The following is a 17,823-nucleotide window of genomic DNA, read 5'->3' on the forward strand; positions in this document are numbered from 1 at the left end:
TATGATTTACCATACTTCCGATTTAGGGATGACTCAAGCAAACACAATACATCCCTCACAATTCACATCTTCAAGGGATGAAGCAGACTTGTGAGATGCCAATAAATACGGCTAAGCCCTGCTCTTGATTGCAATTCCGGAGTGACAAATGGCGGCAACAGAAAGCGTATTCATCGGCAAGGGCGAACAGCCCGTGGGTCTCGCCTTGAAATATGCCAACCGGCACGGCCTTGTTTCAGGTGCAACAGGCACCGGCAAAACTGTCACCCTGCAAATTCTGGCAGAGGGTTTTTCCGATGCCGGGGTGCCGGTTTTTGTTGCAGATGTGAAAAGTGACCTCGCCGGCATGGCTGTTGCCGGCACGGAAAAAGATTTCCTCGAAGAGCGCGCCACCACCGTGGGCCTGTCGCCTTACGATTATCGCGGGTTTCCAGTCACCTTCTGGGACCTGCATGGCGAACAGGGGCACCCGATCCGGGCGACGGTCAGTGAGATGGGGCCTCTCCTGCTGTCACGCCTGCTCGACCTGAACGATACCCAGGAAGGCATTCTGACCCTCGCGTTCCGCGTGGCCGATGACGAGAAGATGCTATTGCTGGACCTGAAGGACCTGCGCGCCCTGTTGGTAAATGTCGCCGAGCGCCGCAAGGAACTCTCCGCCGAATATGGCAATGTCTCAGCGGCCTCGGTCGGCGCAATCCAGCGCAAGCTGCTTGCCCTGGAAGAACAGGGCGCGGACAAGTTTTTTGGGGAACCGGCGCTGGAACTGGCTGACTTTCTGCGCACTGATGAGGATGGCAAGGGAATCATCAATATCCTCGCGGCTGACAAGCTGATGATGACGCCGAAACTCTATGGCACCTTCCTGCTCTGGCTGCTTTCGGAGCTGTTCGAGGAATTGCCCGAGATAGGTGACCCGGACAAACCGATCTTCGCGTTCTTTTTCGATGAAGCACATCTGCTGTTTGATGATTGTCCAAAAGCACTGCTGGAAAAGATCGAGCAGGTGGTCAGGCTGATCCGCTCCAAGGGTGTTGGCGTTTATTTTGTGACGCAAAACCCCATGGATGTGCCTGACAGTGTATCCAGCCAGCTGGGTAACCGCGTCCAGCACGCCCTGCGCGCGTTTACGCCAAAGGAAAAGCGCGTCATCAAGGCCGCAGCGGAGACCTTTCGCCCCAACCCAAAATTCAAGTCAGAGGATGTGATTACACAGCTTGGCATCGGCGAAGCGCTGGTCAGTACCCTGCTGAAAAAAGGTGTCCCCTCGGTCGTTGAGCAGACATTGATCCGTCCTCCCTGCTCCCAGATGGGCCCTATCACCAAAAAGCGCCGCAAGGAACTGATGTCAGCGTCAAGCATGGAAGCGAAGTATCGCAAACGGCTTGACCGTCATTCAGCCTACGAAATCCTGCATGAGCGTGCGGAAAAGGCTGCCGCCGAGGCGGAGCGGCTGGAACAGGCAGAGGAGCAGGAAAAACTGCGGGCTGCCAAAGCGAAGAAGAGTAAAAGCTCTACCGGCAAACGCCGCTCTTCCCGGCGTCAGAGCACCAGCGAGGCTGTCTTCAAACAGGCTGCCAGAACAGCAACCAGCCAGATTGTCCGTTCACTGATGCGCAGTATTCTGGGTACGTTCAAGAAATAGTCAGATATGAAAAACGCCGCCCTTTTGAGGCGGCGTTTCTGTCAACGTAGCGTAGGCACAATTAAAGGTTGATCGTGCCGCCAGGGCCGGTATTGCCTGGGCCTGTGCTGCCGGGACCGGTATCGCCTGCACGGCGCGCATTCCACTGTGACCAGAAGCGATCAAATTCTTCCTTGTCACGCGCTTTTTGCAATTCTTCCATATAGGACTGGAATTCCTGCTTGGCATCTTCCAGCTTCTTGCGCTCTTCCTCGAGACGCTTGATTTCGGCATCGCGCCACTCGTCGAAAGCGGCATTGCCGGTGCGGTTCGACTGCGCCTTGCCGTCAAAAGCTGATTTGAGGTTGTCACCCATCCGGTTCATGCTTTGCTCAACATTCCCCCAGGTGGAGAAATCAAGCCCCCAGTCGCGCCCCCAGATCATGTAGGCGATCATAAAGACGCCGACGAACCAGAATACGCCAGTCATGAAAGACACGACCATGATAGCAATGTTCAGCGGCGTCCATGCCGGACGCAGTTGATGGCGCCAGTTGCCTTGCGATGATGAAGATGAAGTTGTTGTGTTCATATCGTGTAAAGTCCTCTCATTACAAATTCGACGCCCTGTGTTATAGAAATGGGGAGGCCTGGCGCCCTGTTCAAGGGTTTGTGATCCATAAAAATGCCCGGATCATGGGGGTTCTACCTCGCGCAGCTTCGCGATTATCTCTTCAGGTTTGGCTCTCTTGCCCATTCTGTTGCTCCATTACTGAAGCCAGAACTAAATCAACTTATGGGCCACTTTCCGGGAAGCACTCCAGTACTCGGCCAGGACTCACTTACTATCCGGGCACTGCCTGGGGGAAGATTCCGGTTTTCGCCAGTGTGGTGGACGGAAAACCTGCATTTACTGCCCTTTCGGACTAGTCCGGATTTTGCTTGTGCTTGTGCACGGATTCTTCTATGGAGCATTCATCGATATTTGGCCGGACGACCTGGGCCGTGCGTTGTTTTGTTTTTGTACAAGCGCTGACGTTTTAGACTTTTCCCCAAAATCGACTACCAGAGACTTTGTAACGTGTGCTGAGTGCGCGCCATTGTTTCGCTAAACTATCGTCAGTGAAAGGACGTGAATATGACTACCGGTACTGTAAAATTCTACAACGACCAAAAAGGTTACGGCTTCATTCAACCTGATACAGGCGGCGCGGACGTTTTTGTCCACGCGACAGCTCTTCAGCGTTGTGGCATTGCTGGTCTCAACGAAGGCCAGAAAGTTGAATTCGAAACTGAAGTTGACAAACGCAGCGGCAAACCTGCTGTCAGCACACTCGAAATCGCCTAAACAGGTTCGGGGCGCAACGCCCTGTCAAATCTGACTTATGAAGCCCTGAGCATATTGTTCAGGGCTTTTTGCTGTCTGCTGACCTGCTTTTCTCCCGGCGGCACCGATCCGAACAATATCGCACCTCATGCCAGACCTTTTCCCATTTCTTGCGCCAGGTGAACGGTCGCCCGCATGTCACGCACACCTTTTGCGGCAGGTCTGACTTGCGGCGCATTTTCATGGGATCGTCCTGATTGAAAATCCAAGCCCTTTGGCCCGCGCTACCAGGATAACAATAAGGGGGGAGGGATAATCCGGATAGCGCGAGCAGCCCTGACAGGGATAAAGGGGGGCATTGTCAGGACACTCCGGAGATAGAGTTTGGCAGCGCGAATACAAGTGCACTCAGTGCAGTTTTCTTCAACAATCGATGTTTTCCTGCTTTTTTCCGTTCACAAAAAAGTGTGCACACTGTGCCACTGGCTTTTGTCTCTGTTTGGCACGCTTCATTCCCGGCCGATCAGCCAACTGTAAAGGTCACTTGACAAATCACCCGGCGAATCCCAAATTGTAAAGCGAGCTTTACAGGCTTCGGCGGATCCACCGCCAGGAAAGGAGACAGACAATGCAAACCAATCCTGAACTCTGGAAGACCCTCAGCGCCTTACCGTTTGAACAGAATGCCGTTCCCTTCGGTTTCGCCGGACGACTCGCCCGCGACAATGGCTGGTCCGGCGACTTCGCTGAACGTGTCATCAATGAATACAGGAAATTCGCATATCTCGCGATGGTCGCCGGCCATGAGGTCACGCCCTCTGATGAGGTAGACCAGGTCTGGCATCTGCACATGACATATACGCGCCATTACTGGGGGCCTTTTCAGGACGCATTGGGCAGGCCGCTGCACCATGGGCCAACGCAAGGCACTAGCAGCGACAAGGCACGCTTTGATGACAATTATGCCCACACGCTGGCGTCTTATGAGCGTGAATTCGGGGACGTGCCGCCAGCAGACATCTGGCCGGACGCAACAATACGCTTTGGCGACGCCCCCTTCTATCAGCGGGTCAACAAGGCGACGCATCTGGTCCTGCCGGTGCCACGTGCCGTGCGTCAGCTTCTTTCTGCCAGAAACAGACTGGCACTGGGCCTGTTGTCGGTTCTGGGGCTCTCCGGGCTGACCTTTGCCAGCGCCCAGGCCGCTCTGCAGGGTGAGAATAGCGGGGGCTGGCCCCTTTTCGTCTGGCTTCTGCTTGGGGCTGGCGCCTTCCTGATCCTCTTCGGGGTGATCAGCGGCATTAACAGCGCAAAGTCTGCGGCCGCGAAAAAGTCAGGATCAGGCTGCGGCGCAGGCTATGTCAGCGGCGGCAGCGGACGCTCCAGAATGGACAAGGATGCAGATGGAGATGCAGACGGCGGCGGCGATGGCGGCTCTGGCTGTAGTGGCGGCGGATGTGGTGGGGGTGGCTGCGGGGGCTAAGCCCCCCCATCAGATCTCTAGTCGCGCCAGAGACGCCGATAGATCACAGCCGGGAATGCCATCTGCACCCCGGTTGTAAAAACCGTAAATGCAATCGTGGCAACCAGCACGACGATGGTCACAATCAGTACCATAATGCCCATCAGTGCCTCGCCCCCCATGGCTGAGACAGCTGTAAATATTCCCTGCAGGACACTGGTCAGAATCTGGAAGGCCATATTGGCAAAGAAAAGTGCCAGGACCAGCATGATATAGCCGCCCAAAATCGTCCAGAAATGCCCTTTTGTCCTGCTCCATGAGTTCACCAGCATCAACCGGTTCTCACAGGCAGAGGCCGCTGGAAAGGGTGCCAGCTTGGTAAAGAAGAACATCATCAGAATTAGCGCCAGGAACCCGGCAAAGAAAAGGCCGCCCATGAAACCAAACAACGGCGTCGGATCATCATCAAGACGATCGAGATTCTGGAAAAAGTCGAACATTTCCGGGTTCATGGAGAACGCAATCAGGAAACCTATCCCGTAAAAAACATATTGCAGGATACCGATAATCAGCCAGGCAAAAAATGTCCGCCACATTGGCCCGTCAAGACGCAGGGTGAACCAGCCGCCCGGCTCTTCCCCAAGCCCGACCAGCCGGAAAATACTGGCGATGCCCCCATATAATGGAAGAGACAGCACTGTTGCGGCCAGAACGAAAAGCCCCAGTGCTGACTGCCAGGATCCCCGGAAGATGCTGTTCACAATCGCCATCACGTCTTCAAATGACTCCGGCTCTGGCATGATGTCGGACTCCAGTCGGGAGATCATATCGAAATCAAGCAACCCGACAGCCACAATGATCAACCCGAAAATCAGGATGATATACGGCACCAGCAAGCAGCGCAGCACGGTGAAAAAGCGCTGAAAGCCGAAGGTGAAAGATTCATTCAAAAGGTCCGTGACCGGCATTTTCTCTGACATTGCGTGCTCCCTCGTAAAAAGCTCTTTATTTCTATGTTTTATCAGCGGTGCTGGTGGGCGTACCCACAAACTGCGCTCCCTGACGGAACAGGCTGCCCGCAAACCCGGCATTCAATGCTTGCGTGAATACCATATAAAACATCAGCAAAACATGAAGCACAAAGGCCAGGATCAGATCCTGGCCGCCAGAAGGATCTGACGCTGCTTCAGACGGGACAAGATTTCCGGCAGACTGGATGAAGGTAAAGATGAGCGAGAGGACAATAGCCACCAGCGGCACGATCACAAACTGCACAGCAATCAACAGAGCGAGCATCAACAGCAACAGAACGATATTGATCGCCAACAGGCGCAGCACATTCCAGCCACTGGAAATTTTCAGGGACAGCATCAACGAATTATAGCCGTCGCCCTTCTCCCGCACAGCCCCGAAAATCGGGACAGCATAAAGCCTGAGAGAAAAATAGATCAACGCAATCAGGAAAAGACCGATCAGGGCCAATGGAATGACATTCACAAACCACGGCACAACTGTTTCCGTTTCAATCGTATGCAGACTGTCCGGATTGGGGAAGACGGCAAAAACCTCTCCTTCAATCCCCATCAATGCCGCTGTCGACAGCATCAGGGAGATGAACAGGGGCAGATAGGTCAGAAGAGCGATACCAAGGCCGACCAGAACCTGCAAAACGATATATTTCAAGTGGCGCCAGCCAAAGCGCAGATAGACAGACCCTTCCGGCGGCATCACATCACGCGCCGCAAAGCGGAACAGGGGAATCAGATAGCTGGTTTGCAGGATAAGGGTGAAGACAAAGCGGAAGAATTCCACAGTCCAGTATGTGCGCATGCTCAACCGGTCTGCATTATCCGTTATCAAGCCAATCGCATCAAAATAGCTGGTGCCAAAAGGCGTCACCAGACCGCCGCTTGTCAGTGTTGCATAGAGATAGACAAACAGGATCGGCAGGAAAAACAGGAGCAGCAGCGGAAACCACGCCAGTCGCAAGGCGGTTTCATATTTGTGCCAGGCGAAGCCGAGCGCATCGGTGATGGTCCCGTAAATGGATAGTTTCATGCCTGTTGCCCCGCCCGTTACTGAATACCCCTGTAAATAAAGCCTAACCCTGCCAACAAGCCTATGGCAAGCACTGCCTGTGCCACGCGAAAAGGCATTGATCTCACCGTCTTCCCCCTTATGTTCCGCTGATGAGCGAAATTCACATCATTGGCGGCGGTCTCGCCGGATCAGAGGCTGCCTGGCAGGCCGCCTCACAGTTACAGGCAGCAGGCGTGCAGGATACGCGCATCATCCTGCATGAAATGCGTCCGGTACGCAAAACCGATGCCCACGAAACCGACAACCTCGCAGAGCTTGTCTGTTCCAACTCCTTCCGGTCCGATGATGCGACCCAGAACGCTGTTGGCCTGCTCCATGAAGAGATGCGGCGCTGCGGCTCCCTGATTCTGCGCGCCGCGGACGCCAATCAGGTTCCTGCCGGTGGTGCACTTGCCGTGGACCGGCACTTATTTTCAGGCGCCGTTACGCAGGCGATTGCAGATCATCCGATGATCGAGATTCGCCGGGAGGAAGTTGACGGGCTGCCGCCAGCAGACTGGCACAATGTCATCATCGCCACCGGCCCGCTTACGTCACTGCCGCTGGCTGAAGCCATTCATGACCTGACAGGTGAGGCCGAACTTGCCTTCTTCGATGCCATCGCGCCTATCATCCACAAGGACTCGATCAATTTCGACATCGCCTGGTACCAGTCGCGCTACGACAAGAAAGGTCCCGGAGGTGACGGCGCTGACTATATCAACCTGCCGTTCACGGAAGAAGAATACGAGCATTTTATTGACGCACTGCTGACCGGCGAGAAGACGGACTTCAAGGAATGGGAAAAGAACACGCCCTATTTCGAGGGTTGCCTGCCGGTGGAAGTGATGGCCGAGCGCGGTCGTGAAACCTTGCGTTTTGGCCCCATGAAACCGGTCGGCCTGACCGACCCGCGCACCGGCAGCCGCCCCCATGCCGTTATGCAGCTGCGACAGGACAATGCGCTGGGCACATTGTATAATATGGTCGGCTTTCAAACAAAGCTGAAATATGGCGCACAACAGGAAGTGTTCCGACTTATTCCCGGCCTTGAAAAAGCACAGTTTGCCAGGCTTGGCGGCATCCACCGCAATACATTCATCAATTCCCCCAGGCTACTCGACGAAACCTTCCGTATGAAGAAAGCAGAGCAGTTGCGCTTCGCCGGACAGATCACTGGCGTCGAGGGCTATCTCGAAAGCGCTGCCACCGGCCTTCTGGCGGGGCGCTTTGCCGCCCTCGCTGCGCGCGGCCAGTCACCAACACAGGCTTTACCGCCCGAGACCACCGCGCTCGGGGCATTGCACCGGCACATTACCGGCGGGCATCTGTCAGATGGCGCAGGCGCCAAAGGTGCATTCCAGCCCATGAATGTGAATTTCGGCCTTTTCCCCTTTATCGAAACGCCAAAAGAAGATGCTGAGGGCAGGCGCATCAAGGGCAAGGAAAAGGGCTTCGCGCGCAAACGTGCCCTGTGCGCCCGGGCCCTGTCAGACATCGACGACTGGCTCTCCACCATGCAACGCGCCGCCTGATCACCTGAAGAGGAAATAAAAGATGTTGCTGCGCCGTGTCATGGGCCATGTGAAAGACCAGAACTGGCTTGCTGTCGGCATCGATTTTCTGATTGTTGTCTCCGGCGTGTTTATCGGTCTGCAGGTGTCAGAGTGGAATGACAACCGCAACAGCCGGGAAGCCTATCAGCTCGCCAGAGAGCGACTGGTCGCGGAGAGTGAGGCCAATCTCGATGCGGTAGACGCCTTCCTCGCTGGCAAGGAGACCACCCTGCCACTGGTGCGCAGCTCGATTGATGTGTTGCGACGCTGTGCCGCGGCACCAGAAGACCTTGTGCGTTTTGAAGCCGGCCTCAACATCATCCGGGGTACCCCGACACTCCGCCTGCGTCACAGTGCCATAGAGTCCCTCACCAGCAATGAGGCTTTCCTCGCCCAACAAAGTGAGACAGAGCGCAACCGTCTCGACGAATTGCGCCGACGCCTCACACAGGCACAGGACACCCTGAACTGGCTGGAAACATGGCCATTCGACTCGCCAATAGAAGATCACCCTGCCATCGGTTTTGGTGACCTGACGCAAAGCGAGAACATGCCCGGCATAGCAGACAGACGCCTCACACTGAGCGTGCCCCTGGCCGAAGCCTGCCAGGACCAACGGCTGGCCAAACATTTCTATTTGTGGGAACGCGTCGCCCTCTTCCAGAGCATCCGCGCCGGTCAGGTGAAGACCTGGATGGAAGCGAATATCAGCATGATGAGTACAGGGTGATCGTGAGCCGTTGGTGCTGTTTGCACAGCTATCGGCCGTTTTTGGGGCTGGTCAAGAGATGCTCGTCCTTTCCTAATATTATGCAGAGCTGACGACATCTCCTGAAAACGGGAGGCCGGGCTGTCACGGCGACAGAAAAATTTGCCCGGGCATCTTGACTTGTTCTTTTTTTGTTCCATATTTGTCAAATAGAACAAATGGTGATCAATATGCAAATGCCTCTTTCTTTCGCCGCTGATGCGCGCCTGCCGGTCATTCTGGACAGGTTAAGTGCGGCATGGCCGCCGCGCGAGGCGCAAAACGCTGATCCGCTTTCACAGCTCGTTTTCATGCTGGTCAGCGCAGATACGCCCTCAGCCATTGCGCTCGCAGCGCATCAGAGGATGCGCCTGCGCTATCCCCGCTGGAGTGACCTGCGGGACGAAGCCCCCGAGGTGCTGTTGAATGTTCTGCGCGGCGTTGAACGCGCGGTTGAGAAGGCAGTTACCCTGCCCCGCCTGCTGCAGGCCATTGAAGACCGGCACGGTTTGCTGGAACTGGATTTTCTCGGGGGCTGGTCAACGGCAGCAGCCCGCGAATGGCTGGAGGCGTTGCCCGGTGTAGACAGCACAATCAGTGCCGCCACCCTCAATTTCAGCACTCTGCGCCGGACCATTCTTACGCTCAACAACCAGACAGCACGGGCTGCCCGGCGTCTTGGCCTGGTGGAAAAAGGTGCCCCGATGTCTGCGCTTGATCGTCAGGTCATGGACCGGGTACCCGCCGACTGGCAGGCGCGGGAGGTGTCCGTGCTCTACGGGGGCTTGCGCAAACTGACGGAAACCTACTGCCATCAGGGCAAACCTGAATGTGGGCGGTGCCCGTTAAATGATTTATGCCCATCAGCCAGTGCCCAGTCAGCCAGTATTATCCGCTTTCCAGGCATTACCGCCACGAAACAACCCGCCGCTTCGGCCTGAATGTGCGCTGAAATACAGGTTCTTCTGTGGTCCTTTTGCTGCGCAAATCAATTTTAGTCCGCGTACTGGAAGGTCAGGTCGGCACAATGATATTGGCCCTGCGTAAAGCGGAGTGTCAGGTCATTTTGATCCGCTGATATATCTGTGAGGCTGAGGCGAAACGGGCGATCCAGCTCCACATAGCGTTTGAAAATAACGCGACCGGCACAAGGGTGGGCATGCCTGCCCGCTTGACTTCTGATCATATGCGCCATCTGCTGCGCCGCATCACACAGATGGCCGGAATTCACATGGTCTCCGGATCCATCATGATACGGATGACCCGGACGAAAACCATTGACCGACGTGACAAGCACCTCAACCACAGGCATATCCTGATCATATGACAGATCGCTGACAAGGCTCTCTATAGCGGTTGTCACACCAACACGCTCAGGCACCGCATAGAGAAAATCTTCCGGTACTGGTAACGCCATGATTTCCTGACGTGCCTTTGCCCGCCAGGATTTGAAGTCGCGGTTCTGGAACACAACGCCCGCGCCCGTGAAACGATATACCGGCGCGCCCTCTGCATCGAAAAGCGAAATCCCATAATCGGCCCTGTCAGGATCTGCTTGAGGATCAACCACCCCGTGTGTCGCTGGCCGGGCATCTGCACCACAGGCAAATGTCTGCCACTGGAAAGAGGTCAGCGCCGTCCACTTCTGCGGGTCAATCCGCCCGGCAACATGAGAAGCACCAATCGACGCGAAATAATTGACAGACTGGACAACGATATTATGGGCCGGGGGCAATGTCAGCCAGGGCCATTTCAACTGGTCCGTATCACAGCGGAACGCAACCGCCCCATCCTGCATGACGACACAATCGTGCACGAACTGGTTTTCCGGTATATTGCTCACAGGCTACGATTTTTCCTCATCGATTGAAAAGGATATCACTTTGCCAGCTGAATCCTGAAATCAGGCCCAAGCCGCTCAATGGCTATCGCCTGAATATGCTGCTTCACGCTGGCATCCTTTTTCAGGAGCGTATGAAAGTCACGCTTGTGCAATTCCAGTAACGTGGAGAAGCCCAGGGCCGATACATCCGCGTTGCGCGGCTGATCCGTAATCAGGGCAAGCTCCCCGAAAAAGTCCCCCGTACCCAATGTCAGGTCATCCTGCACATGAATGCGCACCGCCCCGGACGCGATGAAATACATCTTGTCCCCGACTTCACCGGCATTGATGACATTCTCTCCCGGCACGGTGAATTTTGTCTTCAGCATACGGGCAATCTGTTGCTGCTTGCTCTCCGGCAACTCGGCAAAGAAAGGCACCTTGGCAATAAGGTGTGCCGGATTCTGGTCCAGTTTCAGCTTCGGCAACCGGCTTGCACTCGCCTGACGAGCCACCAGTTCACGCATCAGATCACTGTGAATTTCAGGGCCGATGATCGAATTGCTTTTCAGCTTGTTATAGGCAATCTCCTCAAGGCGAAGCCCAATCTGTTCGAGATTGGCGCGCTCCAGCGCTTCGGCATAATCCGGATACTGAAGACACAGTGCCTTGTGATGTTCCTCTACCAACGCGATACGCTGATCCATCACCTCGATGAAATCGGCTTGAGCCTGTGGCGGCAACAAACCAGTGATCTCAGGTAAGCGCCCCTGACGCTGCTCCTGCAGAACATCCTTTTTCAGGGCGAGAATGCCGAACCTCTTTTCCAGCGAACTGGCAAGCGGGCCGGTGATGCCGAAACGGCGTTGCAAACCCATGGCTGTCTTGAAATTCGGGGCATACTCAACGCCCTGCTGGATCGCAATATCAGCCGCCTTGTGACTGTTTGTGCGCGTCACATCAGAGAGTGACTCAGAGACACCTTCAAGACTGGACAACACTTCGCGCAGACGGCCAGAGCCGAGCAGGCCTTCGCCGAATTTCTGGAGATACATCTGGCGCTCCTGCGCGATGGCCATTTCAAGGCCGATCAGTTGCCAGTCCGTATCAGAGAGCAGACTGACACCGTTTGCGCCATCTTCTGCCTTGGCCAGGGCCTCACGATAAACATCCGTCACCGATGTCAGCTTTTCAGGCTCGATCACGGAACTGCCGTCCACGAAGTCATCAAGCTGGTTCTTCACATCGGAAAGCGCCTTGATGAGGGAACGGTCGCGCACGGCCTGGTCGGTCGGGTCCAGCTTGTTGAGGCCGAGGAAGGCCAGTAACGGAGAAATCGTCGTCGCCTGCCCCAGCAGCGTAATGAGCACAAAGCTGGTCACCATCACACCAATGAAGGCTTTTGCGTCTTCGCTGACACCCGGGGTTTCAAGAATGATAAGCGCCAGCGCAAGGGATACCGCGCCGCGCAATCCGCCCCAAACCATGATCGCGCGGAAAGCACCGCTGACTTTCTGGCCAAGTCCGACCGTCGCGAGAACTGGCACCAGACCGAAAATGATCGCCGCCCGGATCGCCGTGGCAACGACAAACAGGATCAAGATCTCATCAGCATAAGACAACAGATTGCCGCCAAGTAACTGGGGCACAGCCAGCCCCACAAGGACGAAAATCAGAGACGTCGCCCAGAAAGCAACCTGATGCCAGGTATGCTCGATTTCCTCGAAACTTTGCGGTGGAATAATCCGTCGCCCAACAGAGCCGAGCAGAAGGCCACTGGCAACGCAGGCCATGACTCCGGAGATGTGCATGAAATGCTCAGTCACCACGAAAACAATGAATGGCAGGATCAATGTGATGGTGACAATCACCGTAGGCTGCCGCCGGAACGGCTTCATGATCTGCTGGGCAACCCATGTAAGCACCAGACCGACAATGATGCCGCCGAAAAACACCACGAAGAACTGCAACAGGCCATCAAGCCAGGTTGTATCGCCCGGCTGCACAAGGATCGACAGCAGGATCGAGGACACCACAATCGCTGTCGCGTCATTGAACAGGCTTTCGCCCTCAACAAGGATGGTCAGTCGTTTCGGCGCACCAAGATCCTTGAACAGGGAAATCACGGCCACAGGGTCGGTCGCAGAAACCACCGCGCCCAGCAGCAGGCACAGCAGCAGGCCTTGCCCCGTGTACCAGTTGATCGCCTGCCCGATAACGAATGTCGAAATCAGAACACCAATCGCAGCCAGGAACAAAATGGGCCCGATATCAGCCATCAGTTTGCGCACATTCAGCGAGAGCGCGCTTTCAAAGACGAGCGCAGGCAGGAACACAAACAGGATCACGTCCGCCGTTATCTCGAGGCTGCCAATGGCTTGCAGCATCTGCATCCAGAATGGCGCACTTCCGTGCCCGGCATCACTTGCCGCGCCGCCTGCGTGGCCACCGGCATGACCGCCACCATGGCCCACGGCGTCGGGGCTACCACCCAGATAATGAATCAGCAGGCCAAGCGCGATCCCCAGAAGGGCGAGAATAACTGTATGGGGAATGCGTGTTCTACTGGCCACCGGCAGCATGAGAACGGCCAGTAGCAGAATACCTGCCAGCCCAAAAACGATTGCCCAAACTTCGCTGCCCATAGATCCCCCACGGCAAAATCACCCACAATGCAAACTCTAACAGATAAATTCGCGATTGCGTACACTCTTATTTTGCCCATTGCCCCGGAAAAGCCCCGTCAAAGGCGGCCAGTCAGCACTGTGCGAAATATGGCGAAACGCTTCAGTAGCGGATGATAGGTCGCACCACGCCCGGCGCGTTCAAGATAGCCACCCGCCAGCGCCCCATGGGCGATGCCAGGCATGACGGCCGCCGGTATCACCGCTGCTTTACGCGTGATGTCCGCCAGAGCAGCCCTTAACTCATCTCTCATGGCCGGATGCCGGCGATCAAACCTGGCAAGCCGCTGGGCAAAGGTCTCAACGCCTTGCACCGGCTCACTGTCCTGGCGGACAGCTTCGCAGACGGTTCTGCTCACAGCGTGAACTGCTTCGAGCCGGCTAATCATGTCGAAAATCTCAGGCGCTTCATCGGGTGAAAGCACCGTTGCGACGAGCCGTGCAACAGCGCCATACTGACGCTCGGCGAATGCCAGAACCTGCTCTGTGGAGCCAAACTCTCCCGGTTGCAGCAATGTGTCTGTCCCGTCGATAATGGATAACATGACCGACCTGCAGGCTTCCGCTTCACTCCCTGCTCCAGGAAGCTGACTGATGCTCTCGACCACAGGGTGCGCGCGCGGCGTCTGACCGTCGCGAATTTCGGCCAGCGCATCACGCCACCATTGCTGTCGAATGGCACCAAGGGGGGACTCGCTGACCGTTGCCGGGATGCGTTGGATTTCGAGTGCCAGCGCATGGAGTGCAATCAGGCGCGCGTGCTGCTCGCGCGGGGCAAACTGTAGAGAAATAAACTGATCTTCGGCGTATTTTCTGACTTCCGACAGACAATATGCGGCATTCTGGTGATGGCGGTCCTGATCGCTCATGACCTCTATCAGTTAGCCGTCTGGTTCCACTCGCGCTTGACACCCAGCACCTGCAGAACAGGCGACGCGATAAAGACGGATGAATATGTCCCGATAATCACGCCCCAGATCATCGCCGCTGTAAATCCGCGCAACACAGGTCCCCCAAAAATGAACAGGGCCAGCAAGGCAATCAGTGTCGTGACAGATGTCATGACTGTCCGTGACAATGTCTGGTTGATCGAGAAATCAAGCAGGTCCTGCAACGGCTTCTTCTTGTATTTGCGCAGATTCTCCCGCACCCGGTCATAAACCACAACGGTATCATTCATGGAGTAGCCGACAATGGTCAGCAGCGCCGCGATAATCGGCAGATTGAACTCAAGCTGGGTGATGGAAAACATGCCAACTGTCAGGATCACGTCGTGGATCAATGCCACAATCGCCCCGAGTGAAAACTGCCATTCAAAGCGGAACCAGATATAGGCCAGCATGGCGATGACAGCGAACACAATCGCCCCGACACCCTTCTGGATCAACTCACCTGACACCGCAGGGCCAACAACATCAACCCGGCGATCCCGGATATCTTCTCCGAGCACTTCCTTCAATGTTGCCGAGACACAGGCGGTGGCAATCTGCTGCGCCTGTTCGGCGGGATCACCGCCGATATTTTCAGGTTTCGCCGCAAGGCACTGCTCCGTAAACTCAACATCTCCGGACTGAAGCTCAATCTTGGCAACAATACCGCCAGCCGCATCTGCGCCGCCACTGCCCCCGATCTCACTGACATTGATTGTCCCGAGGCCAAGATCCGTAAGCGCACTGCGTACTGTTGCCAGATCATCAGTCGTAAAGACCTGCCCTTCGGCTGGCCCGACCTCAACAACAGCACCCCCTTTGAAATCAATGCCGAAATTCAGACCGTTGAGAAAGAAAACGGCAATCGAGGCCAGAACGGCAACAGTAGATATGGCAAACGCAATCCAGCGCATTTGCAGGAACTTGATGTCTGTCTCTTCAGGTATAAGTTTGAGGCCCATGGGGTGATCCGGATTCTGGTCGTTAAATTGTCAGTGCTTTGGGGCGCTTGTTGAGAACGTAGCCGCCTGTGAAAACACGTGTCAGAACATATGCGGTGAAAACTGAGGTGATGACGCCGATTGCCAGTGTGACAGCAAAACCGCGCACGGGCCCTGCCCCCATGAAGAACATGATGGCTGCGGCGAAAAAAGTTGTCAGGTTGGCATCAAAGATCGCGCTGAAGGCTTTTTCATAACCGGTCTGAACAGCCACAACCGCCGTTTTGCCTGCTTTGATTTCTTCACGGATACGCTCGAAGATCAGCACATTGGCATCCACCGCCATGCCAATCGTCAGTACGATCCCGGCAATCCCCGGCAAGGTGAGTGTAGCCCCCAAAAGCGAAAGCGCGCCAGCAATCAATACAACATTGGCAATAAGGGCTATATCCGCATAAAGACCGAAACGGCCATAAGAGATGGCCATGAAGATAACCACGCCCGCAAAACCGATAATGAGGGCAATCGTTCCTGCCCGAACGGAGTCAGCGCCAAGATCCGCCCCAACTGTTCTTTGCTCAATCGTCTGGAGAGGTGCCGGCAAAGCACCTGCACGGATCAGCAGCGCAAGGTCAGCGGCTTCCTGTGGGGAAAAACTGCCGGTAATACGGCTTTGCGGGGTATTGATGACGGTCTGGATGCGCGGCGCGGAAATAATCACATCATCGAGGACGATGGCAAAAAGCTGCCCCACATTATTGCGCGTTGTCTCGTAAAACCGGCGCTGCCCGTCCCGGTCAAAAGAGATGTTAACCTGAAAGCCGCCCTGATCCTGATTGGGGGATGCACTTGCGTCAGTGATCTTGTCGCCCGTCACTTCGGCCGACTCGAAGATCACCAGATCAACCCCAAGGTCTTCACTTGGCAGAATTTTGCGGTTCGGCGGGAGGAAAGAGCGTGCCTCCTCTACGGGGATAGAGCTGTCCACCATATGGAAACTCAACTGCCCTTCCGCGTTGATGATGTTTTTCAGGCGCTCAGAATCTTCATCTCCGGGTACCTGCACAACCAGACGGTTGTCACCCTGACGCTGGATAATCGGCTCGGTTGTACCAAGACTGTCGATCCGCTGGCGCACCGCCTCGATGGAATCATTAACGGCAGTATCAGCATAGAATGCCTGGGCCTCAGAGGTCAGGGTCATGGCGAATGTGACATCGTCAATCTTCTCCAGCCGTGCATTGCGGGCGACCGCACCTATCCCCCCAACCGGCTCGATGAGATCGTCCAGCCGCCGCTCGGCTTCAGCAGAGTCTGCTGCATCGCGGATCTGGATTGTGACGGTATTGCCGGAGATTGTCGGCGGTGAAAACGTGATCCGTTCCAAACCATCCGCTGCCCGACCACGCAATGTTGTGCGCATGTCAGAGCGGAGATTTTCAACACGGTCGGTGATGACCTTATCCGTATCCACTTCCAGCAACAGATAAGAGCCACCCTGAAGGTCAAGGCCAAGCGTAATGCGTGTATCTGGCAATCCCCAGGGCTTTGCATCTTCAGCGAAAAAGTTAGGAAGCATCAGCCAGACACCAAGCGCGATAAACGCAGCGATCAAGCCCTGTTGCCATCTTGAAAATTGAAGCATTCTACTGGTCCTGTCCGACACACATCAGGAAAGATGGCCGGTCGTACTGATTATTTTTTTTCTTTGTCTTTACCGGCATTTTTATCAGCCGGCTCGGTTTTGGACGGCACATCACTCAGGGTCGATTTCATCACATTGACCTGAACACCATCAGCGATCTCGACAATAATTTCCTCGCTATTTTCAGGCACTTTGACAACCTTGCCCACAAGACCACCTGCCGTCACAACCTTGTCACCACGACGCACTGACATGACCATTTCCTGATGCTTTTTACGCGCCTGCTGTTGCGGGCGGATCAGCAGAAACCAGAAGGCCACGAAAATAAATACGAACGGGATGAGCTGCACCAATGGGTTTGCGGCAGCCGGGGCACCTGCTGCCGTTGCAGCAAAGGCGGTCAATGTGAACATCCAAATTCTCCTTGAGGGGCCCCTTATCAGTCGGGCCATGAAACCAAGTCTGACGATATATAACGATTAGCGTTCCGGATGCAATGCGCCCGATTGGCTTCCTGCGGTTTACGCCACATTAACTACGACAGGCCTAAATAAGCAGGATAATTGCGACTGTTATTCAGGCCATGGAAGACCTTCAGTACATCTTCAATATCGGCTTCGCGGGAAGTGACTTCTGGCGGGCGCTCTGGGTCGGTCTGGTTGCCTCCCTGCTGGCAACACGCAAGTTTCGCCCCTGGAAAGTCGGGATTCTCGCCTTCTTCTTCGACCGTGCCTGGCCGTTTTATTCCATGCACCTGCACGGGTATGAAACGGAAGCAATCTGGGCCGCCTTCTGGGCCACAATCATGTCCATCCCGCAGGATATTACCTATTATGTGGTCCGGTATCTTGGCATTCTCGGGCTGGTTTATCTCGGCTACAATATACGCCGCATCATCCATGGCGGGCACAAGCCGAAAGAGCAGCGCCCGGCCGGCAGCCTGTATCCCTACTAGAATAAACGCCCCTGTACCCCGCCTTGAGCCATTGTCCGCGTCGCTGGGGGT

17 protein-coding genes are annotated in these 17,823 nt (G+C 55.4%); 7 read left to right on the top strand and 10 right to left on the bottom strand.

Going from position 1 to position 17,823, the window contains the following annotated elements; translation table 11 throughout:
* The first annotated feature begins 148 nt into the window (after positions 1-148).
* Positions 149-1,645 (top strand): helicase HerA-like domain-containing protein, encoded by a 1,497-nt coding sequence (locus tag RAL90_RS09600; protein WP_306250010.1) that lies wholly within the window; start codon positions 149-151, stop codon positions 1,643-1,645.
* A gap of 61 nt (positions 1,646-1,706) precedes the next feature.
* Here the strand turns inward: RAL90_RS09600 and RAL90_RS09605 are convergent, their stop codons facing one another.
* Positions 1,707-2,216 (bottom strand): DUF2852 domain-containing protein, encoded by a 510-nt coding sequence (locus RAL90_RS09605; protein ID WP_306250012.1) that lies wholly within the window; start codon positions 2,214-2,216, stop codon positions 1,707-1,709.
* A 546-nt stretch (positions 2,217-2,762) separates the two neighbouring features.
* On the opposite strand from RAL90_RS09605, the gene RAL90_RS09610 reads away from it, so the two are divergent.
* Complete coding sequence (locus RAL90_RS09610) at positions 2,763-2,972, top strand: cold-shock protein (protein ID WP_306250014.1); 210 nt, start codon at positions 2,763-2,765, stop codon at positions 2,970-2,972.
* Between the two features lie 58 nt (positions 2,973-3,030).
* On the opposite strand, the gene RAL90_RS09615 is transcribed toward RAL90_RS09610, so the two are convergent.
* Complete coding sequence (locus tag RAL90_RS09615) at positions 3,031-3,195, bottom strand: DUF2256 domain-containing protein (RefSeq protein ID WP_306250016.1); 165 nt, start codon at positions 3,193-3,195, stop codon at positions 3,031-3,033.
* 384 nt (positions 3,196-3,579) lie between these two features.
* On the opposite strand from RAL90_RS09615, the gene RAL90_RS09620 reads away from it, so the two are divergent.
* Positions 3,580-4,434, top strand: a complete 855-nt coding sequence (locus RAL90_RS09620; RefSeq protein WP_306250018.1) for a hypothetical protein — start codon at positions 3,580-3,582, stop codon at positions 4,432-4,434.
* A gap of 17 nt (positions 4,435-4,451) precedes the next feature.
* Here RAL90_RS09620 and RAL90_RS09625 read toward each other — a convergent pair whose 3' ends face one another.
* Positions 4,452-5,393 (bottom strand): hypothetical protein, encoded by a 942-nt coding sequence (locus RAL90_RS09625; protein WP_306250020.1) that lies wholly within the window; start codon positions 5,391-5,393, stop codon positions 4,452-4,454.
* Between the two features lie 31 nt (positions 5,394-5,424).
* Positions 5,425-6,471: a hypothetical protein gene (locus tag RAL90_RS09630; protein WP_306250022.1), complete on the bottom strand. Its 1,047-nt coding sequence runs from the start codon at positions 6,469-6,471 to the stop codon at positions 5,425-5,427.
* Between the two features lie 131 nt (positions 6,472-6,602).
* On the opposite strand from RAL90_RS09630, the gene trmFO reads away from it, so the two are divergent.
* The 3 genes from trmFO (at position 6,603) to nth (ending at position 9,737) form a co-directional block, all read left to right on the top strand.
* Positions 6,603-8,027: a methylenetetrahydrofolate--tRNA-(uracil(54)-C(5))-methyltransferase (FADH(2)-oxidizing) TrmFO gene (gene trmFO / locus RAL90_RS09635; protein WP_306250024.1), complete on the top strand. Its 1,425-nt coding sequence runs from the start codon at positions 6,603-6,605 to the stop codon at positions 8,025-8,027.
* Between the two features lie 22 nt (positions 8,028-8,049).
* On the top strand, positions 8,050-8,778 hold the full coding sequence (locus tag RAL90_RS09640; protein ID WP_306250026.1) for a hypothetical protein: 729 nt from the start codon (positions 8,050-8,052) through the stop codon (positions 8,776-8,778).
* 209 nt (positions 8,779-8,987) lie between these two features.
* Complete coding sequence (gene nth / locus RAL90_RS09645; protein ID WP_306250028.1) at positions 8,988-9,737, top strand: endonuclease III; 750 nt, start codon at positions 8,988-8,990, stop codon at positions 9,735-9,737.
* A gap of 53 nt (positions 9,738-9,790) precedes the next feature.
* Here nth and RAL90_RS09650 read toward each other — a convergent pair whose 3' ends face one another.
* The 6 genes from RAL90_RS09650 to yajC all read right to left on the bottom strand — a co-directional run bounded on the left by RAL90_RS09650 (position 9,791) and on the right by yajC (position 17,230).
* Positions 9,791-10,639, bottom strand: a complete 849-nt coding sequence (locus tag RAL90_RS09650; RefSeq protein WP_306250030.1) for a hypothetical protein — start codon at positions 10,637-10,639, stop codon at positions 9,791-9,793.
* A gap of 35 nt (positions 10,640-10,674) precedes the next feature.
* Positions 10,675-13,263 carry a cation:proton antiporter gene (locus RAL90_RS09655; protein WP_306250031.1) on the bottom strand — a complete coding sequence of 863 codons (2,589 nt, stop codon included), beginning with the start codon at positions 13,261-13,263 and terminating at the stop codon, positions 10,675-10,677.
* A gap of 98 nt (positions 13,264-13,361) precedes the next feature.
* The gene (locus RAL90_RS09660) at positions 13,362-14,171 is read right to left on the bottom strand and encodes a squalene/phytoene synthase family protein (protein ID WP_306250033.1); all 810 of its coding nucleotides are present in this window, start codon (positions 14,169-14,171) and stop codon (positions 13,362-13,364) included.
* A gap of 8 nt (positions 14,172-14,179) precedes the next feature.
* A complete protein-coding gene (secF, locus tag RAL90_RS09665) occupies positions 14,180-15,193 on the bottom strand; it encodes a protein translocase subunit SecF (protein ID WP_306250035.1) in 1,014 nt (337 codons plus the stop codon).
* A 22-nt stretch (positions 15,194-15,215) separates the two neighbouring features.
* Positions 15,216-16,817 (bottom strand): protein translocase subunit SecD, encoded by a 1,602-nt coding sequence (secD, locus tag RAL90_RS09670; RefSeq protein WP_306250037.1) that lies wholly within the window; start codon positions 16,815-16,817, stop codon positions 15,216-15,218.
* Positions 16,818-16,867: 50 nt separating this feature from the next.
* Positions 16,868-17,230, bottom strand: coding sequence for a preprotein translocase subunit YajC (gene yajC, locus RAL90_RS09675; RefSeq protein ID WP_306250039.1), 363 nt, complete (start codon positions 17,228-17,230; stop codon positions 16,868-16,870).
* A gap of 170 nt (positions 17,231-17,400) precedes the next feature.
* On the opposite strand from yajC, the gene RAL90_RS09680 reads away from it, so the two are divergent.
* On the top strand, positions 17,401-17,772 hold the full coding sequence (locus RAL90_RS09680; protein ID WP_306250041.1) for a hypothetical protein: 372 nt from the start codon (positions 17,401-17,403) through the stop codon (positions 17,770-17,772).
* Positions 17,773-17,823: the final 51 nt, after the last annotated feature.

The sequence above is a fragment of the Parvularcula sp. IMCC14364 genome (assembly GCF_030758415.1).
Lineage (GTDB): Bacteria > Pseudomonadota > Alphaproteobacteria > Caulobacterales > Parvularculaceae > Aquisalinus.

Coding starts and splice junctions, on each gene's coding strand:
- RAL90_RS09600 (WP_306250010.1), top strand. CDS start 149: ATGGCGGCAACAGAAAGCGTATTCATCGGCAAGGGCGAACAGCCCGTG.
- RAL90_RS09605 (WP_306250012.1), bottom strand. CDS start 2,216: ATGAACACAACAACTTCATCTTCATCATCGCAAGGCAACTGGCGCCAT.
- RAL90_RS09610 (WP_306250014.1), top strand. CDS start 2,763: ATGACTACCGGTACTGTAAAATTCTACAACGACCAAAAAGGTTACGGC.
- RAL90_RS09615 (WP_306250016.1), bottom strand. CDS start 3,195: ATGAAAATGCGCCGCAAGTCAGACCTGCCGCAAAAGGTGTGCGTGACA.
- RAL90_RS09620 (WP_306250018.1), top strand. CDS start 3,580: ATGCAAACCAATCCTGAACTCTGGAAGACCCTCAGCGCCTTACCGTTT.
- RAL90_RS09625 (WP_306250020.1), bottom strand. CDS start 5,393: ATGTCAGAGAAAATGCCGGTCACGGACCTTTTGAATGAATCTTTCACC.
- RAL90_RS09630 (WP_306250022.1), bottom strand. CDS start 6,471: ATGAAACTATCCATTTACGGGACCATCACCGATGCGCTCGGCTTCGCC.
- trmFO (WP_306250024.1), top strand. CDS start 6,603: ATGAGCGAAATTCACATCATTGGCGGCGGTCTCGCCGGATCAGAGGCT.
- RAL90_RS09640 (WP_306250026.1), top strand. CDS start 8,050: ATGTTGCTGCGCCGTGTCATGGGCCATGTGAAAGACCAGAACTGGCTT.
- nth (WP_306250028.1), top strand. CDS start 8,988: ATGCAAATGCCTCTTTCTTTCGCCGCTGATGCGCGCCTGCCGGTCATT.
- RAL90_RS09655 (WP_306250031.1), bottom strand. CDS start 13,263: ATGGGCAGCGAAGTTTGGGCAATCGTTTTTGGGCTGGCAGGTATTCTG.
- RAL90_RS09660 (WP_306250033.1), bottom strand. CDS start 14,171: ATGAGCGATCAGGACCGCCATCACCAGAATGCCGCATATTGTCTGTCG.
- secF (WP_306250035.1), bottom strand. CDS start 15,193: ATGGGCCTCAAACTTATACCTGAAGAGACAGACATCAAGTTCCTGCAA.
- secD (WP_306250037.1), bottom strand. CDS start 16,817: ATGCTTCAATTTTCAAGATGGCAACAGGGCTTGATCGCTGCGTTTATC.
- yajC (WP_306250039.1), bottom strand. CDS start 17,230: ATGTTCACATTGACCGCCTTTGCTGCAACGGCAGCAGGTGCCCCGGCT.
- RAL90_RS09680 (WP_306250041.1), top strand. CDS start 17,401: ATGGAAGACCTTCAGTACATCTTCAATATCGGCTTCGCGGGAAGTGAC.